This is a genomic window from Amycolatopsis alba DSM 44262, assembly GCF_000384215.1.
In the GTDB taxonomy this organism is placed as follows: Bacteria; Actinomycetota; Actinomycetes; order Mycobacteriales; family Pseudonocardiaceae; genus Amycolatopsis; species Amycolatopsis alba.
Genome location: NZ_KB913032.1, coordinates 2,811,395 through 2,836,239, shown reverse-complemented (window position 1 = coordinate 2,836,239; position 24,845 = coordinate 2,811,395). Strand labels below are relative to the sequence as shown.

General features: G+C 69.4%; 26 protein-coding genes. 13 read left to right on the top strand and 13 right to left on the bottom strand.

All coding sequences use genetic code 11. From position 1 onward, the window contains the following. Positions 1 to 74 precede the first annotated feature (74 nt). On the top strand, positions 75 to 1,274 hold the full coding sequence (locus AMYAL_RS0113285) for a glycosyltransferase 87 family protein (RefSeq protein ID WP_020631798.1): 1,200 nt from the start codon (positions 75 to 77) through the stop codon (positions 1,272 to 1,274). Between the two features lies 1 nt (position 1,275). Here the strand turns inward: AMYAL_RS0113285 and serC are convergent, their stop codons facing one another. Then, the gene (gene serC, locus AMYAL_RS0113280) at positions 1,276 to 2,403 is read right to left on the bottom strand and encodes a phosphoserine transaminase (protein ID WP_020631797.1); all 1,128 of its coding nucleotides are present in this window, start codon (positions 2,401 to 2,403) and stop codon (positions 1,276 to 1,278) included. A 115-nt stretch (positions 2,404 to 2,518) separates the two neighbouring features. Here serC and AMYAL_RS0113275 point away from each other — a divergent pair, with 115 nt between their 5' ends. Together AMYAL_RS0113275 and AMYAL_RS0113270 are read left to right on the top strand one after the other, a co-directional pair. Next, positions 2,519 to 2,836, top strand: a complete 318-nt coding sequence (locus tag AMYAL_RS0113275) for a hypothetical protein (RefSeq protein ID WP_020631796.1) — start codon at positions 2,519 to 2,521, stop codon at positions 2,834 to 2,836. Then, a complete protein-coding gene (locus tag AMYAL_RS0113270; RefSeq protein ID WP_020631795.1) occupies positions 2,836 to 3,345 on the top strand; it encodes a hypothetical protein in 510 nt (169 codons plus the stop codon). Before AMYAL_RS0113275 ends, AMYAL_RS0113270 begins: the two co-directional genes overlap by 1 nt. Here AMYAL_RS0113270 and AMYAL_RS0113265 read toward each other — a convergent pair. The 6 genes from AMYAL_RS0113265 to AMYAL_RS0113240 all read right to left on the bottom strand — a co-directional run bounded on the left by AMYAL_RS0113265 (position 3,342) and on the right by AMYAL_RS0113240 (position 8,902). After that, positions 3,342 to 4,688, bottom strand: a complete 1,347-nt coding sequence (locus tag AMYAL_RS0113265) for a serine hydrolase domain-containing protein (RefSeq protein WP_026467031.1) — start codon at positions 4,686 to 4,688, stop codon at positions 3,342 to 3,344. The genes AMYAL_RS0113270 and AMYAL_RS0113265 overlap by 4 nt on opposite strands. Positions 4,689 to 4,702: 14 nt before the next feature. Next, a complete protein-coding gene (locus tag AMYAL_RS0113260) occupies positions 4,703 to 5,323 on the bottom strand; it encodes a response regulator (RefSeq protein ID WP_020631793.1) in 621 nt (206 codons plus the stop codon). Next, the gene (locus AMYAL_RS0113255; protein ID WP_020631792.1) at positions 5,320 to 6,480 is read right to left on the bottom strand and encodes a sensor histidine kinase; all 1,161 of its coding nucleotides are present in this window, start codon (positions 6,478 to 6,480) and stop codon (positions 5,320 to 5,322) included. Before AMYAL_RS0113255 ends, AMYAL_RS0113260 begins: the two co-directional genes overlap by 4 nt. Continuing rightward, the gene (locus AMYAL_RS0113250; protein ID WP_020631791.1) at positions 6,477 to 7,301 is read right to left on the bottom strand and encodes an ABC transporter permease; all 825 of its coding nucleotides are present in this window, start codon (positions 7,299 to 7,301) and stop codon (positions 6,477 to 6,479) included. The genes AMYAL_RS0113255 and AMYAL_RS0113250 overlap by 4 nt, the downstream gene beginning before the upstream one ends. Then, a complete protein-coding gene (locus AMYAL_RS0113245) occupies positions 7,298 to 8,125 on the bottom strand; it encodes an ABC transporter ATP-binding protein (protein WP_020631790.1) in 828 nt (275 codons plus the stop codon). The genes AMYAL_RS0113250 and AMYAL_RS0113245 overlap by 4 nt, the downstream gene beginning before the upstream one ends. 96 nt (positions 8,126 to 8,221) lie before the next feature. Continuing rightward, positions 8,222 to 8,902 carry a TetR/AcrR family transcriptional regulator gene (locus AMYAL_RS0113240; RefSeq protein ID WP_020631789.1) on the bottom strand — a complete coding sequence of 227 codons (681 nt, stop codon included), beginning with the start codon at positions 8,900 to 8,902 and terminating at the stop codon, positions 8,222 to 8,224. 99 nt (positions 8,903 to 9,001) lie between these two features. Here AMYAL_RS0113240 and AMYAL_RS0113235 point away from each other — a divergent pair, with 99 nt between their 5' ends. The 3 genes from AMYAL_RS0113235 to AMYAL_RS0113225 are packed head-to-tail and all read left to right on the top strand — an operon-like array spanning position 9,002 to position 12,834. Further along, on the top strand, positions 9,002 to 10,492 hold the full coding sequence (locus tag AMYAL_RS0113235; RefSeq protein ID WP_245192906.1) for an MFS transporter: 1,491 nt from the start codon (positions 9,002 to 9,004) through the stop codon (positions 10,490 to 10,492). 36 nt (positions 10,493 to 10,528) lie between these two features. Then, a complete protein-coding gene (locus AMYAL_RS0113230; protein ID WP_020631787.1) occupies positions 10,529 to 12,220 on the top strand; it encodes an SDR family oxidoreductase in 1,692 nt (563 codons plus the stop codon). 23 nt (positions 12,221 to 12,243) lie between these two features. After that, positions 12,244 to 12,834: a TetR/AcrR family transcriptional regulator gene (locus AMYAL_RS0113225; RefSeq protein WP_020631786.1), complete on the top strand. Its 591-nt coding sequence runs from the start codon at positions 12,244 to 12,246 to the stop codon at positions 12,832 to 12,834. A gap of 51 nt (positions 12,835 to 12,885) precedes the next feature. Here AMYAL_RS0113225 and AMYAL_RS0113220 read toward each other — a convergent pair whose 3' ends face one another. Next, positions 12,886 to 14,037, bottom strand: a complete 1,152-nt coding sequence (locus AMYAL_RS0113220; RefSeq protein ID WP_026467029.1) for a citrate synthase 2 — start codon at positions 14,035 to 14,037, stop codon at positions 12,886 to 12,888. Between the two features lie 291 nt (positions 14,038 to 14,328). Between AMYAL_RS0113220 and AMYAL_RS0113215 the strand changes: the two genes are divergently transcribed. The 6 genes from AMYAL_RS0113215 to AMYAL_RS0113190 are packed head-to-tail and all read left to right on the top strand — an operon-like array spanning position 14,329 to position 18,739. Beyond that, positions 14,329 to 14,631, top strand: coding sequence for an urease subunit gamma (locus tag AMYAL_RS0113215; RefSeq protein ID WP_020631784.1), 303 nt, complete (start codon positions 14,329 to 14,331; stop codon positions 14,629 to 14,631). A gap of 12 nt (positions 14,632 to 14,643) precedes the next feature. After that, positions 14,644 to 14,937: an urease subunit beta gene (locus tag AMYAL_RS0113210; protein ID WP_020631783.1), complete on the top strand. Its 294-nt coding sequence runs from the start codon at positions 14,644 to 14,646 to the stop codon at positions 14,935 to 14,937. Then, positions 14,937 to 16,658 carry an urease subunit alpha gene (locus AMYAL_RS0113205; RefSeq protein ID WP_020631782.1) on the top strand — a complete coding sequence of 574 codons (1,722 nt, stop codon included), beginning with the start codon at positions 14,937 to 14,939 and terminating at the stop codon, positions 16,656 to 16,658. The genes AMYAL_RS0113210 and AMYAL_RS0113205 overlap by 1 nt, the downstream gene beginning before the upstream one ends. Then, positions 16,658 to 17,332, top strand: a complete 675-nt coding sequence (locus tag AMYAL_RS0113200) for an urease accessory protein UreF (RefSeq protein WP_020631781.1) — start codon at positions 16,658 to 16,660, stop codon at positions 17,330 to 17,332. The genes AMYAL_RS0113205 and AMYAL_RS0113200 overlap by 1 nt, the downstream gene beginning before the upstream one ends. Next, on the top strand, positions 17,322 to 18,029 hold the full coding sequence (gene ureG / locus AMYAL_RS0113195; RefSeq protein WP_020631780.1) for an urease accessory protein UreG: 708 nt from the start codon (positions 17,322 to 17,324) through the stop codon (positions 18,027 to 18,029). Before AMYAL_RS0113200 ends, ureG begins: the two co-directional genes overlap by 11 nt. Continuing rightward, entirely contained in the window at positions 18,026 to 18,739 is a 714-nt protein-coding gene (locus tag AMYAL_RS0113190; RefSeq protein WP_020631779.1) for an urease accessory protein UreD, read from the top strand. The genes ureG and AMYAL_RS0113190 overlap by 4 nt, the downstream gene beginning before the upstream one ends. A 135-nt stretch (positions 18,740 to 18,874) precedes the next feature. Here the strand turns inward: AMYAL_RS0113190 and AMYAL_RS0113185 are convergent, their stop codons facing one another. After that, the gene (locus AMYAL_RS0113185) at positions 18,875 to 19,969 is read right to left on the bottom strand and encodes a lipase family protein (RefSeq protein ID WP_020631778.1); all 1,095 of its coding nucleotides are present in this window, start codon (positions 19,967 to 19,969) and stop codon (positions 18,875 to 18,877) included. A 91-nt stretch (positions 19,970 to 20,060) separates the two neighbouring features. Between AMYAL_RS0113185 and AMYAL_RS0113180 the strand changes: the two genes are divergently transcribed. Next, complete coding sequence (locus AMYAL_RS0113180; RefSeq protein WP_020631777.1) at positions 20,061 to 20,681, top strand: TetR/AcrR family transcriptional regulator; 621 nt, start codon at positions 20,061 to 20,063, stop codon at positions 20,679 to 20,681. Between the two features lie 54 nt (positions 20,682 to 20,735). On the opposite strand, the gene AMYAL_RS0113175 is transcribed toward AMYAL_RS0113180, so the two are convergent. Genes AMYAL_RS0113175 through AMYAL_RS0113160 form a run of 4 tightly spaced genes read right to left on the bottom strand, consistent with a single transcriptional unit; the run spans position 20,736 to position 24,843 of the window. Beyond that, entirely contained in the window at positions 20,736 to 21,329 is a 594-nt protein-coding gene (locus tag AMYAL_RS0113175; protein ID WP_020631776.1) for a GTP-binding protein, read from the bottom strand. Beyond that, complete coding sequence (locus AMYAL_RS0113170; RefSeq protein WP_005156033.1) at positions 21,307 to 21,687, bottom strand: DUF742 domain-containing protein; 381 nt, start codon at positions 21,685 to 21,687, stop codon at positions 21,307 to 21,309. Before AMYAL_RS0113170 ends, AMYAL_RS0113175 begins: the two co-directional genes overlap by 23 nt. Positions 21,688 to 21,706: 19 nt before the next feature. Beyond that, on the bottom strand, positions 21,707 to 22,132 hold the full coding sequence (locus AMYAL_RS0113165) for a roadblock/LC7 domain-containing protein (RefSeq protein ID WP_005156032.1): 426 nt from the start codon (positions 22,130 to 22,132) through the stop codon (positions 21,707 to 21,709). Further along, positions 22,129 to 24,843 (bottom strand): sensor histidine kinase, encoded by a 2,715-nt coding sequence (locus AMYAL_RS0113160; RefSeq protein WP_026467028.1) that lies wholly within the window; start codon positions 24,841 to 24,843, stop codon positions 22,129 to 22,131. Before AMYAL_RS0113160 ends, AMYAL_RS0113165 begins: the two co-directional genes overlap by 4 nt. Positions 24,844 to 24,845: the final 2 nt, after the last annotated feature.

Genomic DNA, 24,845 nt, shown 5'->3' with positions numbered 1-24,845 from the left:
GTTTCGTCCTCTGGATGCGGTGGCTACCGCATCCAGAGGACGAACTGCGTGGTGGCGGTGGGTAGCCTCGCCGGGTGCTGGTGGGATTGTCGGGGCGGAAACTCGCGGGGGCGCTGCTCGCGCTCGAAGTCGTCGTGGTCGGCGTGCTGTTCACCATGAAGGTGTTCGACGGCCAGGACCTCGAGGTCTACGTCGGCGGCTCCCGGCTGCTCCTCGGCTCGGGCGACCTCTACGGCACGTGGGTGCAGACGCACGGCGGCTGGCTCCCCTTCACCTACACGCCGTTCGCGGCGGCGGTGTTCCTGCCCGGCACGCTGCTGTCCACGGCGCTCGCGACGAGGCTGGTCGGGCTCGCGTCGATCATCGCGGGCGGGATCGTCGTGTACCTCTTCGTCGCGACGCTCAACGGCTCGCTCACCGACCGTTCCGCTGGCCGCGGCCGCGCCATCGCCGCACTGGCGGCGATCGGGGCGCAGGCCGCCGGCGGGATCATGGAACCGGTCCGCTCGACGCTCGGCTTCGGCCAGATCAACGCCCTGCTGATGCTGATGGTCGTGGCCGACGCCCTCCTGCCGGGACGCGCCCGTACGAAGGGCCTGCTGATCGGCGTCGCAGCCGCGATCAAGCTGACCCCGGCGTTCTTCATCCTGTTCTTCTTGTTCCGCAAGGACTTCCGCTCCTCGGCCAGGGTCGTGGCTGGGTTCGTGGGCGCGGGTCTGCTGATGTTCGCGGTCGCGCCCGGAGCGTCGGCGAAGTTCTGGACGAACGTCCTCTTCGACACCAGCCGCATCGGCGATCGCGGCTACGTCGGCAACCAGTCGCTGCGTGGGATGCTCGCGCGGTTCGGCCTCGGCTCGGCGGAAGAGATCATCTGGATGCTGGCCGCGGCCGCGGTGGTCGCGCTGACCGCGTTCGTGATCGTGCGGGTCGCGGAACCGGTGTTCGCGCTGACCGCCTGCGCGATCGGCGGCCTGCTGGTCTCGCCGGTGACCTGGACGCACCACTGGATCTGGTGCGTGCCGATCCTCGTCCTGCTGGTGTGGATGCGGTCGGCGGTTTCCTACGCGCTCGCGGTGGTGACGGCGGCGCTGTTCGTCGTCGCGCCGATGTGGCTCGCGCCGCGGCCCGCCGGGAGCTTCGGCTGGTGGCTGGCGACGGAGTCCTTTGTCCTGTACGGCCTTCTGCTCCTGGTGCTGGCCGCGATCTTCCCCAAGTCCGTGAAGGCCTCCTTCCCTACGCTCAAGGTAGGGAAGGAGGCCTTCACGGAAAGCTAGCTCAGCCCAGGCGCTCGACGACGTACTCGATGCTCTGGGTCAGCTTCGTGATGTCGTCCGGGTCGATGGCCGGGAACAGGCCGACGCGCAGCTGGTTGCGGCCGAGCTTCCGGTACGGCTCGGTGTCGACGATCCCGTTGGTGCGCAGCACCTTCGCCACCGCGGCGGCGTCCACCTCGTCGGCGAAGTCGATGGTGCCGACGACCTGCGAACGCAGCGACGGGTCGCTGACGAACGGCGTCGTGTACGAGGTCTTCTCGGCCCATTCGTACAGCCGGGTCGACGAGTCGCGCGTGCGCGCGGTCGTCCACTCCAGACCGCCGTTGGAGTTCATCCACTCGATCTGGTCGGCCAGCAGGAACAGCGTCGACACCGCCGGGGTGTTGTACGTCTGGTCCTTGCGGGAGTTGTCGAGCGCGGTGGTCAGCGACAGGAACTCGGGGATCCAGCGGTCGCTCGCGCCGATCTCGCCGATGCGCTCGACAGCGGCGGGCGAGGCCAGCGCGATCCAGAGGCCACCGTCGGAGGCGAAGGACTTCTGGGGCGCGAAGTAGTAGACGTCGAAGTCCTCGGCCTTGACCGGCAGACCGCCCGCACCCGAGGTGGCGTCGATGGCGACGAGCGCGCCGTCACTGCCTTCAGGGCGGCGGACCGGCACCGCGACACCGGTCGAGGTCTCGTTGTGGGCCCAGCCGACCAGGTCGGCACCGGCTTCGTAGGCGATCTCGGGCGCGCTGCCGGGGTCGGACTTCACGACGATCGGGTCGGCGAGGAACGGGGCGCCCTTGGTCACCGTGGCGAACTTCGAGGAGAACTCGCCGTAGGTGAAGTGCTGCGAACGCTCCCGCACGAGCCCGAACGCGGCGGCGTCCCAGAATGCGGTCGTCCCGCCGTTGCCGAGGACCACTTCGTAGCCTTCGGGCAGCGAGAACAATTCGGACAGACCGGCGCGCACGCGGCCGACGAGGGACTTCACCGGCTTCTGCCGGTGCGAGGTGCCGAGGTAGGTGGCACCGGATTTCGCCAGGTTGGCGAGCTGTTCGTCACGGACCTTGGACGGTCCGCAGCCGAAGCGGCCATCGGCAGGCTTCAGGTCCGCGGGGAGGGTCAACTCAGGTGCGTCGGTCATGCGCCCAGTCTCTCAGGTCGGGACGGGCCTGCTGACAGTCGGTGCCGGGTGTCCGGTATATGGGAATCGGGAACGCGCTCCCGCTCTCGCCGACCGCCGGGTAGCTTCTCGCCTCATGGCGACAGTGCACGAACGATTCCCCATGCCCCCTGAGGCGTTGTGGCAGGCCCTCCAGAGCGGGGTCACCGCGGTCAAGGGGAAGAACCCCTTCTACGACGCGGCCGCGGGCTACGTCACCTTCTCCACCGGCATGGGCCTCTTCAGCTACGGGCAGACGGTCACGGTGAAGGTCGAGCGGACGCCGGAGGGCTCCGGGCTGGCGATCCAGACGAGCCTCAAGTTCGGCTTCGTCGACTGGGGCGAGGGCAAGCGCATCGCCCGCAAGTTCATCGCGGCCGTCGGTACCACCGTCGGGCACACCCCCGCTGCCTGATGCCCGATCCGTGGGGCCCGCGCTGGGGCTTCCTGTTCCTGTACTTCCTCGTGTTCGTCGTGCACTGGATCTTCGGCGACTGGGACGACACGGCCACCATCGGCGCGATCGTCGGTTTCGTGGCGACGCTGGTGCTCGTGTTCGTCCCCGGCCTGCCGCGCTGGGTGCACGGGGACGAGCCGGGGGAGATCTCCTCGCCGAAGACCCGCCAGTGGTGGACGGCGCTGCGGCTCACGATCCGGCGCCGCGAAGGTGTCCTCGACGTCGTGTTCGGACCTTGGACGCTGGCCACCGCCACGCTGGACCCGGACGCCGGGACCCCGCGCGGATGGGCCGTGATCGAGGGCGACCCGGCGAAGTTCGTCATCGAGGACTGCCCGGACGAACTCGCCGAGTCCCTGCGCGGACCGCGCCGGATGTGGGTCGTCGGTGACGCCCACTACGGCGATGTCCTGGTGTGCGCCGACGGCGGTCGCGAGTTCACGACCGCCGCCTTCCGCTTCCGCTAGCGCCAGCCGTCGGGGTCGACACCGCCGGGGATCGGCGCGGCCGGATCGAACGGCGTCCGCGAGAAGATGAACGTCGCGAGGTCGAGGTGGTTCGGCTTCCCGGCCGAGTCCCGTCCGACCCGCAGCGTTTCGCCCGCGTAGTAGGCGTCGAGGCCGACCCAGGTGTCTTCGCCGACCGGTGCGAATCGCGAGGCGCGGCCGGCGCCGTCGGACGGCGCGAGCGAGAACAGGCCGTCCGGGAGCAGCCGCAGGTGGTACGGCGTCGGGCCCCAGTGCCACAGCCCGGTCAGCTCCAGCAGCTTCGGGTCCACAGTGGACGGAACCCATTCCGCGGGCATCGACGGTTCGTGCTGTTCGGTCAGGTTCATCAGGTCGAGGCAGAGCTGCGTGATGCCGACGCCCGCCGTCGAGTTCGTCAGCACCAGCGCGCCGATCCCGGCGTTCGCGTCGACCAGCGAGCAGGCGAGGAAGCCCGGCATCGACCCGGTGTGCCCGGCCAGCCGCCTGCCGTCGGTGCGGACCAGCATGACGCCGAGGCCGAAGCCGGTGGTCCAGGCGTCGCCGTCGTCCACGGTGACCATTTCGCGCATCTCCGCGACGGTCTGCTCGCTCAGCACGCCGCCGGTGTGGCCGCCGATGAACGCCGTCCAGCGGGCGAGGTCGGTGATCGTCGACCACAGCTGCCCGGCGGGCGCCATCGCGCCCGCGTCCGGCGAAGGCTCCGGCATGAGGAGGTCGGCGAACGGGTGCACGGCGAACCCGCTCGCGTGCGCGCCTTCCGGATGCGGCGAGGTCCGCGTCATGCCGAGCGGGCCGAGGATCTCGGCGCGGACGACGTCGAGCCACGACTGGCCGCGGTGCCGGGCGACCAGTTCGCCGAGCACCCCGTAGCCGACGTTGCTGTAGTGGAACTTGCTGCCGGGCCGCAGCCGCGTCGCGCCGTCCTTGAGGCTCTCGACGAGCGCGTCCCAGTCGGCGCCCACCGTGCGCTCCCACCAGGAACCGGGCGATTCCGCGGTCAGGCCCGAGGTGTGCGAGAGCAGCTGCGCGATGGTGGCCGAGCCGAACGCGGTGCCCGGCAGGTGCTTTTCGAGCGGGTCGTTGAGGTCGAGCTTGCCCTCGTCGCGCAGGCGCATGACGGCCGTCGCGACGAGTGTCTTGGTGATCGATCCGAGCCGGTACTGCGTGTCGGCGCCGGGTGTCTCACCGTCGACGCGTCCGCGCCCTCCGGACCAGACGAGTTCACCGTCGCGGACGACGGCGGCGACAAGGGACGGGGCGCGGCACGAGGATTGCTCGTGCGCGAGGCGGCGAAGCAGCGCCAATTCGGTCGTGGCAAGCATGGCCAGCATTCTGCCTACCCGAGCAGGCCCAGTCGCATAGCGGTGGTCACAGCGGCCGTGCGGTCCGAAACGTCCAGTTTCCCGAACGTCCGGAGCAGGTGGGTCTTGACCGTCGCCTCGCTGATGTGGAGCGCCCGCCCGATGTCGGCGTTCGTGCTTCCGCTCGCCACCAGCCGGAGCACCTCGATCTCGCGCGCCGACAACGGCGACGCCGTCGGGTTGCGCACCCGGTTCACCAGTTTTCCGGCGACCGAAGGCGCCAAGACCGTCTCGCCGCGTGACGCCGCCCTGATCGCACCGGCCAGCTCTGTGCGCGAAGCGTCCTTCAACAGGTAGCCGGAGGCCCCCGCCTCGACCGCGCGCAGGATGTCCGCGTCCGTCTCGTAGGTGGTGAGCACGACGACCCGCTGATCCGGCCGGTCCGCGAGGATCTTCCTGGTCGCGCCGACGCCGTCGAGACCGGGCATCCGCAGATCCATCAGGATCACGTCCGGCTGCTTGACCCGGCTCAGCGCCACGGCTTCGTCGCCGGAACCCGCTTCCCCGATGACACTCAGATCCGGTTCGGCCTCCAGCATGCCGCGCAGGCCTTCCCGCACCACGGGGTGATCGTCGACCAGCATGATCGTGATCACGCGGGCACCTCCAGTTCCAGCGTCGTCCCCGCACCGGGTTCGCTCTTGCACGTCACGATGCCACCGACCTGATCCGCCCGCGTCCGCATCCCCGCCAGGCCGAAGCCGCCGGTAGGTGCGGCGGGGTCGAATCCGGCGCCGTCGTCGGTCACGCCGAGCCGGACCCGTCCGTCCACAACGGACAGCCGGAGCGAGACCCTGGTGGCGCGGGAGTGTTTGCGGATGTTGCTCAGTGCCTCCTGCGCTCCTCGCAGCAGGACCACTTCGGTGGCCATCGGCAGCGCGGGCAGCGGGCCGTCGACCTCGATCGACGTCTCGATCCCGGCCTCCTCGGCCAGCCGTTCGACCAGCCGCCGCAGGGCGTCGTCCAGGGAGTCGGAGGCGAGCGCCGACGGCCCCTGCGCCGCGACCATCGCCCGCGCCTCGGTCAGGTTCTCCCGCGCCGTCCGAGCCGCCAGTTCCAGGTGGCGCCGGGCCGCCTTCGGGTCGGTGTCCATTTCGGACTCGATGGCCTGGGTGAGCGTGACGATACTGGTGAAACCCTGCGCGAGCGTGTCGTGGATCTCGCGGGCCATGCGCTCGCGTTCGGCGGCCGTCCCCGCCTCCCGCGAGAGCCGGGAAACCTCCGCCTGACTGGCTTTCAGCTGGTCGATCAGCGCGGCCCGCGCCTTGCTCTGCTCGATGATCTGCGTGGTGTAGCGCCCGGCCAGCAGGCTGAAGATGATCAGGATCGCCGTCATCGGCACCAGGATGCGCAGCGCGGGCTGGTCGAGGCCACCTCGGACGATCGACGACACCGGCCCCAGCAGCACCGCGACCGTGGTGAGGATCGACGCCGTTTTCGTCGACAGCGTCATGTAGAGCACGGGGCAGGCGAAGAACAGGATGAAACTCGAGGTGGTGGTGGCGAAGATGGCCGCCGCCAGCAGGAGCATCAGGACTCCGACGAACCGCCACGGGGTGTCCTCGCGGTCCGGGCCTTTGATCAGGCCGCGCCCACGGACCAGGTACGTGACCCCGACACCGGCCAGGCACAGGATCGCGACCGTCTTGTCGGCGGCGGCGTCGTCCCCGATGAGGATCAGGGCCGTCGTGGCGGCGAAGGTGATCCCGAAAAGGACCTCCCAGAGCCAGAACAGCCGCTCCCAGGCGTTCACCTGCCGTCGTTCGACCAGCGGAACGTCAGCTTCGCCAGCAGCAGACCCGCGACGCACCACGCCGTCAGCACCAGTGCCACCATCGGAAGTTCCCATGTCCCCGCCATTTCCTGTGTCGCGGCTTCGGACGGCAGGAACACCGAGCGGAAGCCCTGGCAAATCCACTTCACCGGGAAGAACGAAGCGATGTCGACCATAACCTTCGGCAGGTTGGTGATCGGCGTGACGAACACCCCGGAGATGAACTGCAGCGCGATGTAGAGCAGGTTGGCCACCGCCACCGCTCCGCTGACCGATTTGGTCACCGAGCCGAGCGCGACGCCCAGGAGCGTGCAGCAGGTGATGGCGAGCAGGAAGACCCACAGCGCGGTCAGCAGCTTCATCGGGTCCGTTGGCAGTTCGAGGTCGAAGAGCAGACTGCCGACGATCGTCATCAGCACCACCTGGGCGACGCTCGAAACACCGACCAGGATGATCTTGCCGATGAAGTAGGACGCGGCGGGCATCGGCGTGCCGCGCAGGCGTTTCAGCGCCCCGGCCTCACGGTCCGACGCGAGGCCGATGCCGATGCTGTTGAACGACGTCGAGACGATGCCGGACCCGATCATGCCCGCGGCCAGCACCTGCCCGGTGGTGATCGTCATACCCGGCATCGAGGAGTTCAGCATCGAGCCGAGCAGGATCATCAGCAGGGACGGGAAGGCGAAGGTGAAGATCACCTGTTCCCTGATGCGGAAGAACTGACGGAGTTCGGCGGCGCCCCGGATCAGGCCCATCGACAGGGTGCCGGGGAGTTTGCCCGTGGTGGTCAGCGTGGTCATCGGGTTTCTCCGATCAGGTCGAGGTAGGTCTCTTCGAGGGTGGGCCGGTGCACGGTCAGCTCCGACGGCTCGTGGCCGTCGGCGGAGAGCTCCCGGATGAGCTTGGCGGGGAAGTGGGTGCGTTCCTGGTGGCTGCCGCGCTCGTCGGTCCAGCGGACCGTGGCCTCCGCGGTCGCGCGGCCGCCCAGCGTCTGCGGCGTCCCCTCGGCGACGATCGCGCCGCGCGTGATGACGGCGACGCGGTCCGCCAGTGCCTCGGCCTCGTCGAGGTAGTGCGTGGTGAGCAGGATCGTGGTGCCTTCCTGGGCGAGGCTCCTGATCAGCTCCCAGAACTGGCGCCGGGCCGCCGGATCGAACCCCGTCGTGGGCTCGTCGAGGAAGACCAGCTCGGGCCGCCCGATGATCCCGAGCGCGACGTCCACCCGACGCCGCTGCCCGCCGGAAAGACTCTTGACGCGCGCACCCGCCTTCTCGGTCAGGCCGACCTTCTCGATCACTTCTTCGGCGTCACGCGGATTCGGGTAGTAGCGGGCGTAGTGCCGGACGGTCTCGGCGACGGTGAGCTCGGCGGCGTCGTTGGCCGTCTGCAACACGATCCCCAGCCGCGCCCGCCAGGCCCGGCCCGCCGTTCCGGGGTCCTCGCCGAGGACGTCGACCTCGCCGGACGTCCGCCTGCGGTGGCCCTCCAGGATCTCGACCGTCGTCGTCTTGCCCGCGCCGTTGGGGCCGAGCAGCGCGAACACCTCACCCTGTTCGATGTCGAGGTCGATGCCCCCGACGGCCGTGTGGCCGGGGTACTCCTTGCGCAGGCCGCGCACTTTCACCGCTGTCTTCATACGTCGATCGTGCTGCGCGGGGCGGGGTGCGCGGGACGTCCGCAGGACTGAACCCGGCTGTCAACCGATCGGTGGACACCGGCGTCACCGCCTCCCGCATCCAGAGGACTGAACGCGTGGGGCGAGCAGCGTGCGGACAGAGGCTTCGAGGGAGGGTAAGAGGGCGGCCGGGTCCGCGGAGGTGAGCATCCGGTTGGCGAAGCCGTCGGTCAGGGCGAGGACGGCGTCGGCCAGGTCACCTGCCGCGAGGTCGTCGCGGACATCGCCCGCCGACTGCGCTTTCGAGAGGTACTGCGCCGTGATCTCCGCGAGTTCGTCGTAACCGGTGCGGATGAACTCGGCCCACGACGGCAGGACGGCGGCGCGGGCGGTGAAGGCGTTGATGACGATCACCTCCGCGCGGCGCTGTTCGTCGAGCGGCATCGCCTCGACCAGCAGCCGCAGCAACAGGTCCAGCAGATTCCCGGACTGGTCGAGGGTCTTCCAGCGCTGCTCCAGGAACTCGCTCGTCATGTCGAGGGCGAAACGGAACAGGTCTTCCTTGGTGGAGAAGTACTTCTGCACCGCGCCGCCGGAAACGCCCGCCTCCGCGGCGACCGAGCGCACACTCACGGCCTCGACGCCTTCGCGCGCGACGATGCGCAGGAGGGCGCCGGCGATCTCCCGGCGGCGCTCGGCGCGGTCCACGATCTTCGGCACGGCAGCATCCTCCTCCGCGTCGCCCCGGTCGGCGCAGGTGGTCGCTTCGGAGGTTGCGAAAGCCACTTTCGCAACACCGTCAACCCACCTGCCAGGCCTCCTTGCCCGACTGGCCTCTTTAGAATACGATCGTATCCGAAAAAGGGGGGTACTGGGGTGGATGAAGTGGTGCAAAAGAAGCGGGCGGAGGAGAACCAGCTTGCCGCCGCGCTGACCAGGGGGCCGGCGGAGGTTCTCGATTTCCTCCTGCCGTTGTGGGTGGGGAGCCAGCTCGGCGCGTCGGCCGCCGAGGTCGGGGCGCTGACCGCGCTCGAGACGCTGGTGTCGTTCGTGGTCCGGCCGATCGCGGGCTCGCTCGCGGACCGGTTCGACCGTGGCCGGATCGCCGCCGCCGGCGCGGTCCTCTATGGACTGTCCTTTGTGGTCTACGCGGTGACGCCGGGCATCGGGGTCGCTTACCTCGCAGCGGTTCTCGGCGGCGCGGGTGGCGCGCTGTTCTGGGTCGCCTTGCGGGCTCGGGTGGGGGAAGGGCTCGCGAGGGACGACGGCTCGTTCAGCAAGCTGTTCGCGGCCGAGGGCGGCGGTACGTGGATCGCGTTCGTGGTCGGGCTGACCGCGATCGCCTGGATCGACTACCGGGGCGTGTTCTGGCTCGGCGCCGCGGCCTGCGTGGTGGCCGCGGTGGTCCTGCTGAGCGCGAAATCCGCGCCGGTGCGCGAAGAGGGCGCGCCACGGCTGCTGCAGCTGGGCAAACGGATGCGCCCGATGCTCGCGCTCGTCGCGTTGACCGCGATGGCCGAGGCCGGGGTCGCCCTGTTGCTCCTGATGCATCTGCAACGCGGGTATCGGCTGGAGCTCGGCGAGATCGCCGCGGTGTTCATCCCCGGCTTCATCGTGTACAGCTTGCTACCGGACTACCTGCACGGCTTCGTCCGCAAGGTCGGCCGGACGCGGGTGCTCTCGCTGGCGATGGTCGCGAGCGCGATCTTCGCCGCCGGGCTGTCCTTCGCGCCGAGTCCGGTGGTGCTCGCGGTGATGTGGGTCTTGTCCGCCGTGGCGTTCGCGGCGGCCATCCCGGTGGAGCAGGCGGTGGTCGCCGAGGCGGCCGGGCTGAGCCTCGGCCGGGCGATGGGGATCTACGAGAGCGCGGCGTTACTCGGAGCGACGATCGGGGCCTTCCTGGCGGGGCAGCTCTACGGCTCGGACGCCGGCTGGCGCGTCGCCTGCTTCGGCGCGGCGGCGCTCCTGCTCTTCGGATCGTTCGTGGTTCGTGGCGCCGTACGGCGTGTCGGAGTTGCGGAGTTTCCCGTGGAACAAGCGAAAACGCCGTCACAGAAGGAAAAACCGGCACTCGGCACGGTCGGGGAGAGTCTGCAAGCGGCCGAATCGGTGACGGAGGAGGCGAACAGGCGGGCGAATCCGCTCCGGAACTGGACGATCCATGTCGCGGTGTACGTCCTCGCGCAGGTGGCGCTGGCGATGGCCGGCTACAGCTGGCCCGTCGAAGCCTTGTTCGGCGAAGCGCACGAAGCCGGTTGGTATTGGAACTGGAGTGGTCACTGGCTGCTGAACCTCGGTCGCATCTGGACCTTCGTCCTGGTGATCGACACCGTGTGGACGGTCGGCCGCGCGCTGCTGAAAAAACGGCCTTATTGACATGTTGTCTAACATGACATTATGTCTCATACGTGGGTGACGGCCAGCGACGGTGTCCGCCTCTCGGTCCGGGTGACCGGTGTCGACGACGCGCCGACGGTGGTGCTCGTCCACGGTTACCCGGACAACGGGTCCATGTGGGACGGTGTCGCCGCCCTGCTGGAGCGACGTTTCCGGGTCGTCGTCTACGACGTCCGCGGCGCGGGCCGCTCGGACAAGCCTTCGGGACGAAGGTCCTACAAACTGGACCAGTTGTCCGATGACCTCGCCGCGGTCGTCGACGAGGTCCAGCCCGAAGGCAAGGTCCACCTGCTCGCGCACGACTGGGGCTCCATCCAGACCTGGCATTCCGTCACCGGGGACAGGCTGCGCGGACGGCTCGCGTCGTTCACGTCGATCTCCGGTCCCAGCCTCGACCACGCCGGCGCGTGGTTCCGCGCTCAGCTGCGCCCGAGCCCCAAACGGCTCAAGAACGCGCTCGCGCAGGGGGCGCACTCGACGTACATCCTCGGCTTCCAGATCCCGCTGATCCCGCAGCTGCTGTGGCGTACCGGGGCGATGGGCGCGCTGATCGGCCGGATGGATCCCGCGGCCGCCGCACCATCCACTTCGGATGGCCTTTTCGGGCTCAACCTCTACCGTGCCAACATGTTCACCCGGCTCTCCCGGCCGAAGCCGCGCAACGCCGAAATCCCGGTCCAGGTGCTCGCGCCCACCGGGGACAAGTTCGTCACGACACCGCTGCAGACCGAGATCGAGCGCTGGGCGCCGGATCTGCGCGTCCGCCGGATCGTCGGCACGCACTGGGTGGTCCGCGAGAAGCCGCAGGTGATCGCGACAGCCACGGCCGAGCTGATCGATCACGTCGAAGGTGGCGAGGAGAGCCGTGCGCTCAAGCAAGCCCGTGAGGGCGGTTTCGCGCACAAGCTCGTCCTGATCACCGGCGCGGGCAGCGGGATCGGCCGCGCGACGGCTCTCGCGTTCGCGGACAGGGGCGCCGATCTCGTCATCACCGACATCAACGGCACTGCCGCCGCGGACACCGCGAAGCTACTGCGGGACAAGGGTGTCACCGTCGGCGAGTACACAGTGGACTCATCCGACGCCGAAGCGGTCGAGAAGTTCGCCCAGCAGGTCAAGGAAGAGTTCGGCGTCCCGGACATCGTCATCAACAACGCGGGGATCGGCCTGTCCGGCCCGTTCCTCGACACGACGGTCAAGGACTGGGAACGCCTCATCGACGTGAACCTGTGGGGTGTCATCCACGGCTGCCGCGTCTTCGCCGAGCAGATGCGGGAGCGGGCCGAAGGCGGCCAGATCGTCAACGTCGCGTCGGCCGCCGCGTACCTGCCGTCGAAGATCCTTTCCGCGTACGCCACCACGAAATCCGCCGTGCTGACGCTGAGCGTGTGCCTGCGCGCGGAGCTCGCCGCCGAGAACATCGGCGTCACCGCGATCTGCCCCGGCATCGTGAACACCAACATCACCAGCACCACACGGTTCGTCGGCGTCGACGACGTCGAGCAGAAGCGGCGCCAGAAGTCGAGCAGCAAGCTGTACGCGAAACGCGGCTTCGGCCCGGAGAGGGTCGCCCGCGACATCCTGCGCGCGGTCGAGAAGGACAAGGCGATCCAGCCGTCGACCCCGGAGGCCAAGGCCGCGCTGGTGCTTTCCCGGCTCACCCCCGGACTGCTGCGGGCCGCGGCGAAACTGGACGTCACCCCGTGACCTCCGCCAGACGTCCTCGCCGGATGTCGCCCCAAGCGCGCCGTGAGGATCTGATCCGGGCCGCGCTGGACCTGTTCGGCTCGCGCGCGCCCGAACTCGTCACGGTGGACGACATCATCGCCCGCGCCGAGGTTTCGCGGCCGCTGTTCTACCGGTACTTCTCCAGCCTGCGGGAACTTCAGGTCGAGGCGCTGAAGACGGTCACCGAAGGGCTCATCGACGGCCTTGCCGGACTGGAAGAGGGCCCGCCCGAAACCCGGCTGCGGGCCGCCGTCCGCGGGCTGATCGACGTCGCCGACCACTACCGCGCGGGTTATGTCGCCCTGTTGCGCAGCGGTTCGGTGATCGCGACCTCGGAGACGGACGCGGCGATCGACGAGGTCCGCAATCGCGCCGTCGAACTCATCCTCGGCGCACTGGCGGTGCCGGAGCCCTCGCCGATGCTGCTGCTGACGTTGCGGTGCTGGACCGCCGTGGTCGAAGGCGCGCTGCTGAGCTGGCTGCAGGAGCGCGCCGTGCCTCGCGAGGTGCTCGACAGCTGGCTGGTCGATCAGCTGACGGCCATGCTCTCGGCGACCGCGCGGCACGATTCTTCGGTCCCGCAGATGCTGTGAACGGTCCGTACCTTGCAGAATTCGCAAGGAACGGACCGTTCACAGCGCGCGTCAGGACTGCTTGACGACCAGGTCCCAGCCTTCGACGTCTTCCGGCTTCCGCGGCTCCGGCCCGACGTACTTGGCCGACGGGCGCACGAGGCGGCCGGTCTTCTTCTGCTCCAGGATGTGCGCGGCCCAGCCGGCGGTGCGCGCCGAGCTGAACATCGCGGGCATCATGTGCGGCGGAACCTGGGCGAAGTCCAGGATCACGGCCGCCCAGAACTCGACGTTGGTCTCGATGGGGTGGTCCGGACGCCGCTCGCGCAGCTCCTTCAGCGCCACCTGCTCCAGCTCCGCGGCCGCCTCGTAGCGCGACGCGCCGAGCTCCTGGCAGGTGCGGCGCAGCACGCGCGCCCGCGGGTCCTCCGCGCGGTACACGCGGTGCCCGAAGCCCATCATGCGTTCCTTGCGGTCGAGGATGCCCTTGACCAGGCCGACCGCGTCACCGGTCTTCTCGACCTCTTCGATCATCGGCAGCACCCGCGCCGGCGCGCCGCCGTGCAGCGGACCGGACATCGCGCCGATCGCGCCGGACAGTGCCGCGGCGACGTCGGCGCCGGTCGAAGCGATGACACGGGCGGTGAAGGTCGACGCGTTGAGACCGTGCTCGGCGGCCGAGACCCAGTAGGCGTCGATGGCCTTGACGTGGGCCGGGTCGGGCTCGCCGCGCCAGCGGACCATGAAGCGTTCGGTGATCGACTGCGCCTCGTCGACCCGTGTCTGGGGGACGGCGGGCTGTCCGACGCCGCGCGCGGACTGGGCGACGTAGGAAAGCGCCATCACCGAGGCGCGGGCCAGCTGGTGGCGGGCCTCTTCGTCGCTGATGTCGAGCAGCGGCCGGTAACCCCAGATGGGGGCGAGCATGGCCAGCGCGGCCTGGACGTCGACCCGGACGTCGCCGGTGTGCACCGGCAGCGGGAACGGCTCGGCGGGCGGTAGCCCGTGCCCGAACCGGCTGTCGACGAGAAGGCCCCAGACGTCACCGAAGCTCACCTTGCCGGCGAGATCCTCGATGTCGACACCGCGATAGCGCAGCGCGCCACCGTCACGGTCGGGCTCGGCGATTTCGGTCCGGAAGGCGACGACGCCTTCGAGACCGGGTCGGAAACCGTCGTCGACCTGGTCGGACGGTTGATTGGTGCTGATCGTGGAGGTACTCACTGTGGTGAAACCTTTCGATGCGCATTCCCCGGCTTTGTGTTCATGCGTGGACGGGACATACGCGGCGAAGGCGCGCCTCATCGCACGGATGGACAAACTTTGCTCCACGTCGGGTCCGGGGGCAATCGAAAGATGTGGTGGTTTCGGTCACGATTACGAGAACGATTCAGTGAAAACGGCCTTCGTACGCGAAGAGTTACGGTGGCGTTCACTTTGCGTGTATCGGTCGCCGAGGTAAATCCTGTGTTGCGAGAACCGGCGCGGGACGGTTTCCGGTGATACACCTTTCTCATGCACCTGAGCCCCCAGGAGCGGGACAAACTGCTCATCCACGTCGCCGCGGACGTAGCTCGCAAACGCCTGGAACGCGGGGTCCTGCTGAACTACCCCGAGGCGGTCGCGCTGATCACCGACCACGTCCTCGAAGGCGCCCGTGACGGCCGGACGGTGAGCGAGCTCGTCGGGAGCGGGCGCACGGTCCTCTCGCGGGCGCAGGTGCTGGACGGTGTTCCGGAAATGGTCGATTCCGTGCAGGTCGAAGCCACTTTCCCGGACGGCACGAAGCTCGTCACCGTGCACGACCCGATCGTCTAGAAAGGGCCGCGAGTGCGACCAGGAGAGATCATCACCGGCGACGGGCCGGTCGAACTGAACCCCGGCAGGCCGCGGGTCCGGCTGCTCGTGCGCAACCTCGGCGACCGGCCCGTCCAGGTCGGCTCGCACTACCATTTCGCGGCGGTCAATCCCGGACTCGAATTCGACCGCGAGGCCGCGCGAGGGCATCGGCTCGACGTGCCGGCGGGAACTTCGGTGCGTTTCGAACCGGGAGTCGAACGCGAAGTCGACCTCGTCCCGCTGGCCGGGAACCGCGTGGTGCCCGGATTGCGCAAGGAGTCCTGATGCCGTCGATCGATCGCGAGCGCTACGCCGAACTCTTCGGCCCGACGACCGGCGACAGAATCCGCCTCGCGGACACGGATCTGCTCATCGAGGTCACCGAGGACCGCAGCATGGGGCCGTCCGGCAGCGGCGACGAGGTGCTGTTCGGCGGCGGCAAGGTGATCCGCGAATCCATGGGCCAGGGAATGGCGACCCGTGCCGAAGGCGCGCCGGACCTGATCATCACCGGCGCGGTGATCCTGGACCACTGGGGGATCGTCAAGGCCGACGTCGGGGTCCGCGACGGCCGGATTGTCGGCATCGGCAAGGCGGGAAACCCGGACACCATGGACGGTGTCGATCCGGCGCTGGTCGTCGGCCCGTCGACGGAAGTGTTGTCCGGCAACGGGAAGATCCTCACCGCGGGCGGGATCGACTGTCACGTCCACTTCATCTGCCCCCAGCTGACCGACACCGCCTTGGCTGCCGGGCTGACGACGCTGGTCGGCGGCGGCACCGGCCCGGTCGAGGGCAGCAAGGCCACCACCGTCACACCCGGCGCGTGGAATCTCGGCCGGATGCTGCAGGCGATGGACGGCCAGCCGGTCAACGTCCTGTTGCTGGGCAAGGGGAACACCGTCCGGCATGACGCGCTGCGCGAGCAGCTCGCCGCCGGCGCGGGCGGGTTCAAACTGCACGAGGACTGGGGCAGCACCCCGGCCGCGATCGACGCCTGCCTCACCGTCGCCGACGAATCCGGTGTCCAGGTGGCGATCCACACCGACACGCTGAACGAGGCGGGCTTCCTGGAGTCCACTGTGGACGCCATTCGGGGCCGGTCGATCAACGCGTACCACACCGAAGGCGCGGGCGGCGGGCACGCGCCGGACATCATCCAGGTCGCCGGGCTGCCCAACATCCTGCCGTCGTCGACGAACCCGACGCGCCCGCACACCGCGAACACTCTCGACGAGCATCTCGACATGCTCGTCGTCTGCCACCACCTGAACCCGTCCGTTCCCGAGGACCTGGCCTTCGCCGAAAGCCGGATCCGGCCGACGACCATCGCGGCCGAGGACGTCCTGCACGATCTCGGCGCGATTTCCATGATGAGCTCCGATTCGCAGGCGATGGGCCGGATCGGCGAGGTGATCATCCGGACCTGGCAGACCGCGCACGTGATGAAACGACGGCGCGGCGCGCTGCCCGGAGACGGGGCGGCCGACAACCTGCGGGCTCGTCGCTATGTCGCCAAGTACACGATCAACCCCGCGATCGCGCACGGGATGGACCGCGAGATCGGTTCGGTGGAGATCGGGAAACTCGCGGATCTCGTGCTGTGGGAACCGAAGTTCTTCGGCGTCCGGCCGCATGTCGTGCTCAAGGGCGGCTTCCCCGCCTGGGCGGCGATGGGGGACGCGAACGCGTCCATCCCGACGCCGCAACCGGTGCTGGCCCGGCCGATGTTCGGCGCCGCGCCGGTGGTCGCGGCCGCGAGCAGCTTCCATTTCGTGGCGCCGGAAGCCCTGGAAAACGGTGTCGCGGAACGGTTCGGCATCGCGCGGAAGCTCGTGCCGATCTCGAACACCCGCTCCCGCGGCAAGGCCGACATGGTGCTCAACGACGCCACCCCGGACATCCGGGTGGAGCCGGACAGTTTCGCCGTGCACGTCGACGGCGAGCTGATCGAGCCGCAGCCGGTGACGGAACTGCCGATGGCGCAAAGGTACTTCTTGTTCTGATGAACACTGCCGCGCTCATCCTCGCCGACTCCCGGTTCCCCGGAGGCGGGCACGTCCATTCCGGCGGGCTCGAAGAGGCCGTCGCCCGCAAGCTGATCACGCACGAACGCGATCTGCCGGGGTTCCTGTCCGGGCGCCTGCGCACGGCGGGCGCGCTGGCCGCGGTGTTCGCAGCGGCGTCGGCACATGCGGCCGCGCGAGGAGTCCGAAGTGGACACTGGCGGCGGCTCGACCTCGAACTCGACGCCAGGACACCGTCGCTCGCGCAGCGGGAGGCGTCCCGCGCGCAAGGGCGCGGGACGGCGAGGGCGGGCAAGGCGGCGTGGCCGTCGCCGATGCTTTCCCAGCTGCTGAAGGAAACCCCGCGGCCGCATCATCCGGTGGTGGTCGGCGCGCTGATCGGAGTGCCGTTCGACGCGGCGATGGCGGTCGCGTACCTGGCGATCAGCGGCCCGGCGAGCGCGGCTGTCCGGCTGCTCGGGCTGGACCCGTTCGCCGTCAACGCCGTCGTGGCCCGTCTCGCGAAAGATGTCCGGGAGGTTTCCCTGCGCGCGGCCGAGGTCGCGGGGGACGACCCGGCGGAACTCCCGGCGCCGGGGTCCCCGGCGCTCGATCTGTTCGCCGAGGCACACGCCCGGCATCACAAGGAAGAGGTGCGTCTCTTTGCCAGCTGAGCATGGTCATGGCCACGGTCACGTCCACCCGGTCAACTTCGACCCGACGGCCGCCGAACCCGATCACTACGACCAGGCGCCGACGGCGGGCCGCGCGTACCGGATCGGCATCGGCGGGCCGGTGGGCAGCGGGAAGACCGCGCTCACGGCGGCGCTGTGCCGGGCGCTCGGCGACGAGGTGAATCTCGCCGTCGTCACCAACGACATCTACACCACCGAGGACGCCGACTTCCTGCGCAAGACCGGGGTACTCGACCCGGAACGGATCGAGGCCGTGCAGACCGGCGCCTGCCCGCACACCGCGATCCGCGACGACATCACCGCGAACCTCGACGCCGTCGAACGGCTGGAGGACCGCTTTCCCGGACTGGACCTGGTGATCATCGAAAGCGGCGGGGACAACCTCACCGCGGTGTTCAGCCGGGGGCTCGCCGACAGCCAGGTCTTCGTGGTCGACGTCGCGGGCGGCGACAAGGTGCCGCGCAAGGGCGGGCCGGGGGTGACGACGGCGGATCTGCTGGTGATCAACAAGATCGACATCGCGCACCTGGTCAATGCGGACATGGACGTGATGACCTCGGACGCGCATCGGATGCGCGGCGAGCTTCCGGTGATCACGCAGTCCCTTGTGGACACTCCGAACGCGCCCGCGGTCGCGGACTGGGTCCGCTCACTGCTCCCGGTCACCGCGGGGTGAAAGCGCACGCGCGGCTGACCGCCCGCTTCGAGGGCGGCCGGACCGTTCTGCCTGAGCTGCGCTCGATGGCGCCGCTCACGCTGCTCCCCAAGCGGGGCACCGGTGCGACGGCGGTGGTGCACCTGGTCAACTCGGCGACGTCACCCTTGGGCGGCGACGAGCTGAAGCTGACCATCCGCGTCGGCCCCGGTGCTTCGCTGCGGCTTTCCGGAGTCGCGGCGACCATCGCGCTCCCCGGCCCGCACGGCGAGGGCAGTTCGTCCCTTGTGGACGTCGAGGTGGCCGCGGGTGGCTCGCTGGAGTACCTGCCGGAGCCGACCGTCGTGACCGCGCGGGCCCGGCACTCCGCCGTGCTCCGGGCCGCTCTGGCGGAGGATGCCTACCTGCACACGCGTGAGGTGCTCGTGCTCGGGCGGGCAGGTGAACGGCCTGGGTCTTTGGTGACCACGCAGCACGTGACGCGAGGTGAAGTCCCGGTGCTGCGGCAGACACTGGAGATCGGGGACTCCACTTTGGACTCCAGTCTCGCGCATCTTGCCGGGCGGCGGGTGCTGGCGACCGATCTGGTCGTCGGCGGCCCTCCGGTCTCCGAAGCTTCCGGCGAGTGGTGGTCCCGCACGCCACTGGCGGCCGGAGGCACGCTCACGACCTCGCTCGCGCCCGATGCCGTGACCGCGCTCAAGGTGTTCGACGGCCCTGGCGCCGGTTGATTTCGGCGGCTTTCGCCCTTTCGCGACGGGAAGCGTTGCGAAAGCCACTTTCGCAACCTTCAAGGTTGCGAAAGTGGCTTTCGCGTCATCGCCGGCGGCGTGCCCCAGCGGCGTGCCCCCGGCGTCGGCTCCCGGTCAGAACTTGGTGCCCAGCCAGGTCATCGCGACCGGGCCGCCAGCCGAGACGCCGCCGATGTGTTCCAGCAGCGGGAACTCCTGCCAGGTGACGTCGGCGCCGAGAGCCTGGTAGCGGTCGCGCAGGCCCTTGCCGACCGAAAGCGGGATCAGTTCGTCCAGCGAAGCGTGGTACAGGTAGACCGGCGCGCCCGGTTTGGTCTTGCCCGCCAGGTTCTCGCCGAGCCGGGCCTGCCAGCGCGGGTCGGACGAAACGTTCGGCACGGTCGTGAAGTCGTTGAGCCGCGCGAAAGGCGCCGCCGCGCCGAGTTCGGCGACGCACGCTTCCTTGACCTTCGCGACGGCCTTCTCGCCCTTCGCGTTGAGCACGTCGTTGAACGGCAGTTCCGGGTACGCGGTCGCGTAGCCGACAGCGGCGCCGAGCACCAGGCCGAACGCCGGTCCGCCGTCGTTGAACTTCAGGACCGCGTTCAGATCCGCCGGGACGCCGCCTTCCGCGACGCCGACCAGGTTGACGTCGGGAGCGTAGGAGGGCTGTAGTTCGCCGGCGAACGCCGCGGCCTGACCTCCTTGCGAGTAGCCGAAAACGCCGACCGGCCCGGTCTTGGACAGCCCGGCTTCGGGAACGCGGGAGGCGGCGCGGGCGGCGTCGAGGACGGCCCGGCCTTCGGACTGGCCGACGGCGTAGGTGTGCGTGCCCGGTGTGCCGAGGCCTTCGTAGTCGGTCACGACGACAGCCCAGCCGCGCGAAAGCGCTTGGCTCATCAGGAGGACTTCGTTCTCGGACCCGTTCGTCAGCCGGGCCGACGGCGCGCAGCGGTCGCCGAGGCCGTGGGTGCCGACGGCGTAGCTGATCAGCGGTCGCGGGCCCTTCGTCCACGGCGTTGGCGGGACCAGCAGGATGCCCGACACCGTGTTCGGCTTCCCGGTGGCGGACGTCGAGCGGTAGTTGAGTTTCCAGGCTTTCGCCGGGGCGGTGGCGACGACCGGCCGGTAGTCGACCAGATCCCCTGGCGCGTTCGGCGCGGCTTGCGCGGCGGGCGCGCCGATCAGGGTGGCTGCGAGGGCTGAGACCAGAACTGTCCGAAGCGTCATTGCCGTCTCCAGTTTGGTAATCGAGATTTTCGCAATGTAGGCGGTGTTGGTAGCATCTGGCAATCCCTGTTACCGAATCGGGGGAGGACGAGTGGCCCGCACGTACGGCGGGGTCGCACCGGAGCAGCGGCGCGCCGAGCGGCGTGAACGCCTGCTCGTGGCGGCCCTGGACCTGTTCACCTCGACGGGCTACCGGCAGGCGAAAATCACCGAGTTGTGTACCAGGGCCGGCGTCTCCACACGGAACTTCTACGAGGAGTTCGAGAGCAAGGAAAAGGTGCTGCTGACCCTGCACGAGCGCATCAACGCCCTCGCGCTGGAGCACGTCACCGGAACGCTGGAACGGCTGGGAGACGCCGACGCGGTCACTCGGATCGGGACGCTGCTGGATGTCTTCGTCGGCACGGTGACCTCGGATCCGCGGATGCCGCGGCTGAACTACGTCGAGGCCGTCGGCGTCAGTGCCGCTTTGGAGGCGCAGCACCAGGAATGGGTCGACCGATGGGCCGCGTTCATCGAAGCCGAGGCCCGGCACGCCGCCTCGCACGGCGTCGCGCCGGACCGGGATTACCACCTGACGGCGATCGCGCTCGTCGGCGCGGCGACCGGGCTGCTGCGCGAGTGGCAGGCGCACACCCCGCCGTTGCCGGTCGCCGACGTCGCCGCCGAACTCCGGGCCCTGATGCTGGCCGCGATCACCCGGCCCGCCTGATCCCGCGGTTCGTCCTCTGAACGCGCAAGTACCGCGTTCAGAGGACGAACCACGTCAGGAAGCGGCGGAAGCCCGCCGGAAGGTGTTGTGCAGTACCGCGAGCAGCGCGTCCCGCACCGAAAGCCGTTGCCGCGCGTCGAACGTGATCAGCGGGACGTCCTCGCTCACCGCGAGCGCCCAGCGCACGTCTTCGAGGTCGTGCTTGAGGGAACCGTCGAAGACGTTCACCCCGACCACGAACGGCAGTCCGGCCTTCTCGAAGTAATCGACCGCCGGGTAGCAGTCGTCGAGCCGCCGGGTGTCGACGATGACGAGCGCGCCCAGCGCGCCCAGCACGAGGTCGTGCCACATGAACCCGAACCGGTCCTGCCCCGGCGTTCCGAAGAGGTACAGCTTCACCTCTTCGTCGATGGTGATGCAGCCGAAGTCCAGCGCCACCGTGGTGGTGGTCTTCGACGGCACCTCCCCGCCGGTCCCGTCGACGGCCGCGCCTGCCGAGGTCATGGCGGCCTCGGTGGTCAGCGGTTTGATCTCCGAGATGGCGCCGACGGTGGTGGTCTTGCCGACCCCGAACCCGCCGGCGATGACGATCTTGACCGGTGTCGGCGGCTTGGCCGACACCGGTTCAGCGAATTGCTTCGAGTCCACGAATGACCCTTTCGATCATGCCGAGGTCCTGGGTGAACGCGCCGGCCGGGCGACGCAGCACGACATAGCCGAGCGCGGCGAGATCCGCCACGAGCACCCTGGCCACGCCGATGTGCAGGCCGAGCATCGCCGCCACTTCGGCGACGGATTTCGTTTCCCGGCAAAGGGAAACGATCTCCCGTCGTTCGAAGGTCAGCCTCGCCTGTGACGCGGCGCCGAGCCTGCTCGTGAGCACCTGTGCCTCGATTTCGAGCGTGCCGTCCACCGGCTGCGCGCGGCCGGCGGTGAGCAGATACGGGCGCAGCGGTGAGATGCCCTGTTCGGCGCCTCTCGGCTGAGGTACCTGATCGTCGCTCATTCCCTTGTCCCCTCGTCAGTTAGCTGCCGACGCTCTTCTTCAGTTCCTCGATCAGCGCAGGGGTGAGTACTTCGGTGGCCCGGTTGGCGAACATCGCCATCTCGTAGGCGATCGTGCCGAGGCTGGCCTGCTTGGTGGCGAGCACCCCGAGCGAACAGCCGATGCTGATCGTGCAGACCAGCAGGTAGCCCTGTTCCAGCTCGATGATGATCTTGTCGGGCGAACCCAGCGGGTGGCTCTCGGAGACGCCGTGCGCGAGGCCGAGCATCGCCGAGCAGATCGCGGCCAGCCGGTCGGCGTTGGCGCGTTCCAGTTCGGACGACATCGCGATCAGCAGGCCGTCGGCCGAGACGGCGATCGCGCCCATCGCGCTCGCCGTGTTCTGTGCGAAGCGCGTCACCAACCAGTTGAAGTTCCGGGCTTCGACGCTGACTCCGGTCGTCATCTCTTGCTCTTCTCTCTCTGTTCCATCTCCGGGTTGACGGCTTTCTCCAACCCGTCACTGAAGGCGTCGAACGCGGCACGCTCGGCCTCGGGGTCACGCATGCCCTTGGGCTTTGTGGTGTTCAGCGCCGCCCGCGCGGTCTGGTGCCGCGCGGCCGGTCCTTTCGCCAGTCCCGGCGCCAGCTGGGCGCCGGGGACCCGCCGGGTGAGACCGCCGCGCGAGGCGGCGGGCACCGGTGTCGGGGTCGGCATCGGGTTGCCCGACGGCGGGCTCACCGGGGGCGGGGATGCTTGCGGCGGTACCGCGTCTTCGGGGGACGTGGTGGTGGCCTTCGCGAGTCCGGCTTCGAAACCGTCGAAGGCCGCTTTGGCCGCTTCTGGATCATGCCTGGACTTCTGTCGCGACGGTGCGTCGGGGGCACCGGGAAGTTGTGCGCCCTTGACCCGACGCCGCAAGCCGCCGCGGGTCTCCCCGGAATCGGCGGTCAGTGTCGGCTTGCGGGCTTCGGACGCGGGCAGCGGTTCGGGCTGCGGCATGGGCTGGGGGACGGACTGTGGGACGGGCAGGGGGGTGGGTTCCGGCATCGGCTTCGGCTCCGCGATCTCCCCGTCGGTCTTGCGGAACCACCGGAAATCCCTTGGCGGCAGACCATCGCGCGGGATCATCCCGGCGATCGCCAGCGTCGGCGGCTCTTGCCTGGGCGCCTTCTCCCGCGGCCGGGGCTGGGGTTGCGGCTGCCGCGGTTCGGGCTCGTCGCCCGGTTCCACCGTCGGCCACGCCGGCGGCGCCGGGACCGACTTCGGCACGGGCGCCCGGTAGGTCAGCAGGTTCGGCGGGACGGCGATCCGCGCGGTGATACCCGCGCCCGGCTCGGTCTCGGTCAGCTCGACCTTCAGCCCGTGCCGCCGCGCGAGCCGTCCGACCACGAACAGTCCGAGCACACTGGTCGGCGCCAGTTCGAGCCGCTCGCGTTCGACCAGCCGCCGGTTCTCCTCGGCGAGCCGTTCGGCGGTCATGCCGATGCCCTGGTCCACGATCACGATCAGGCAGGAGCCGTCGGGCAGGATCCTCGTGCCGACGTCCACAAAGGACTCCGGCGGGGAGAACGACGTCGCGTTCTCCAGCAGCTCGGCGAAGATCAGCACCAGATCCGAACCGAATGGCGACGACAGCAGGACGTCGCCCATCGAACCGAGCCGGACCCGCTGGTAGTCCTCGATCTCCGCGAGCGCCGAACGCAGCGCCGTCGACAGTTCGATCGGCCCGGAAATCCTTGCCTCGTCCCGGTTTCCCGAAACGACGAGGAGGTTGTCCGCGTTCCGGCGCAGCCGGGTGGAGAGGTGGTCGAGCCGGTAGAGGCTCGCCAGCAGGGCGACGTCCTGTTCGTTGCGCTCCAGTTCGTCGACCAGCGCCAGCTGCCTGCCAACCAGGTTCTGCGTCCGCTTCGCGACGTTGGCGAACATGAGGCCGACGTTGCGCCGGGTGACGGCCTGCCGTTCCACCAGTTCGGCCGCGGTGGCCTGTACCCGGTTGAACGCCTCGGCCAGTTTCCCGAGTTCGTCCTGGGAGGACACGTCGATGGTGGCCAGCCGCGGCGCGAGTTCCTCGGCCTGCTCGGTGTCGGTGACGCGCACCAGTTCGGTGCTCGCGAGGTCCGCGACCGACGTCGCCGCCGTGGTCAGCTTCCGCAGCGGATCCGCGATCGACCGGCTGACCGCGATCGCGAGACCACCGACCAGCAGGAACAGCACACCGGCGCCGACACCGATCGTCCACGCCAGGTTCTGCGCGGCGTCCGCTCGCGCGGTCGCGGTGTCGGTGATGCCGGTGGTGACCGCGTCCTGGGCGAGCCGTCGCTGGTTCGACTGGGCGTCGACGGCGCCGAGGATGTCCGGCAGCAGGTTCTGCACGGCCTGCGGGCCGCGGGCTTCCGCGATCTTGCCTTCCAGCCCGTCGACCCGGCGGCCCGTCTCACCCTGTTCCACCGCGACGACCTGCGTGGCCTGGGTGACGTCGGCCTGCTGCACGAACCGTTCGAGGAACAGCGACGACTGCTGCTTCGCGTCGTCCAGCACCGGCTGACCCGAATCCGGGGTGACCAGCACGATGATCAACGCCATGCCGCGCAACGAGTTCTCCTCGTTCGCGCGCAGCAGCGCGTCGAGCGCGGTCAGCTGCCGGGTGCCCTCCGCGTCACTGGTCTGCTGGGGGACGAGGCGAAGCGAGTTGATGACCGAGTCGATCACCGCGTGGTAGGTGCGCGCCACGCTGTCCAGAGAGGCGCCGCGCCGCAGCGCGTTCTCCCGGATCTCGCTCAGCGAACCGATGCGCACCAGTGCCGCCGCGAGTTCTTCCGGTGCGTCTTCGGGCAGCTGCGCGCGTACCCGGTTCACCGTGTCCGCGACGACGCCCTGTTGTTTCAGCATCGCCGAGCTGCCCGCCGACGAAGACGCGATGTAGTGCGCCGTCAGCAGCCGTTCCCGTTGCAGCTCCCACGCCAGCGTGCCGAGGGCACGGGCCTGCGACGCGACGTCGGCGGTGGTGCGGGCCGACCGGGCGTCGTCGACTTCTCCGGCGACGTAAGGCACCGAAACCAGGACCACGGCGGTCAGCGGCAGCAACAGGAGCAGGTTGAGCTTGCCCCGGATGCCGAGTCTGCCGAGCAACCCGGAACGCGAGGTGCGTTCCGGCCGGGACTTCCCGTGCCTCATGA

Bases quoted from the DNA above. Each gene is read 5' to 3' on its own strand.
- AMYAL_RS0113170 (WP_005156033.1), bottom strand. From the start codon at position 21,687: ATGAGCGACGATCAGGTACCTCAGCCGAGAGGCGCCGAACAGGGCATC.
- serC (WP_020631797.1), bottom strand. From the start codon at position 2,403: ATGACCGACGCACCTGAGTTGACCCTCCCCGCGGACCTGAAGCCTGCC.
- AMYAL_RS0113165 (WP_005156032.1), bottom strand. From the start codon at position 22,132: ATGACGACCGGAGTCAGCGTCGAAGCCCGGAACTTCAACTGGTTGGTG.
- AMYAL_RS0113265 (WP_026467031.1), bottom strand. From the start codon at position 4,688: ATGCTTGCCACGACCGAATTGGCGCTGCTTCGCCGCCTCGCGCACGAG.
- AMYAL_RS0113185 (WP_020631778.1), bottom strand. From the start codon at position 19,969: ATGACGCTTCGGACAGTTCTGGTCTCAGCCCTCGCAGCCACCCTGATC.
- AMYAL_RS0113200 (WP_020631781.1), top strand. From the start codon at position 16,658: ATGAACACTGCCGCGCTCATCCTCGCCGACTCCCGGTTCCCCGGAGGC.
- AMYAL_RS0113205 (WP_020631782.1), top strand. From the start codon at position 14,937: ATGCCGTCGATCGATCGCGAGCGCTACGCCGAACTCTTCGGCCCGACG.
- AMYAL_RS0113215 (WP_020631784.1), top strand. From the start codon at position 14,329: ATGCACCTGAGCCCCCAGGAGCGGGACAAACTGCTCATCCACGTCGCC.
- AMYAL_RS0113250 (WP_020631791.1), bottom strand. From the start codon at position 7,301: ATGACCACGCTGACCACCACGGGCAAACTCCCCGGCACCCTGTCGATG.
- AMYAL_RS0113275 (WP_020631796.1), top strand. From the start codon at position 2,519: ATGGCGACAGTGCACGAACGATTCCCCATGCCCCCTGAGGCGTTGTGG.
- AMYAL_RS0113270 (WP_020631795.1), top strand. From the start codon at position 2,836: ATGCCCGATCCGTGGGGCCCGCGCTGGGGCTTCCTGTTCCTGTACTTC.
- AMYAL_RS0113225 (WP_020631786.1), top strand. From the start codon at position 12,244: ATGTCGCCCCAAGCGCGCCGTGAGGATCTGATCCGGGCCGCGCTGGAC.
- AMYAL_RS0113160 (WP_026467028.1), bottom strand. From the start codon at position 24,843: ATGAGGCACGGGAAGTCCCGGCCGGAACGCACCTCGCGTTCCGGGTTG.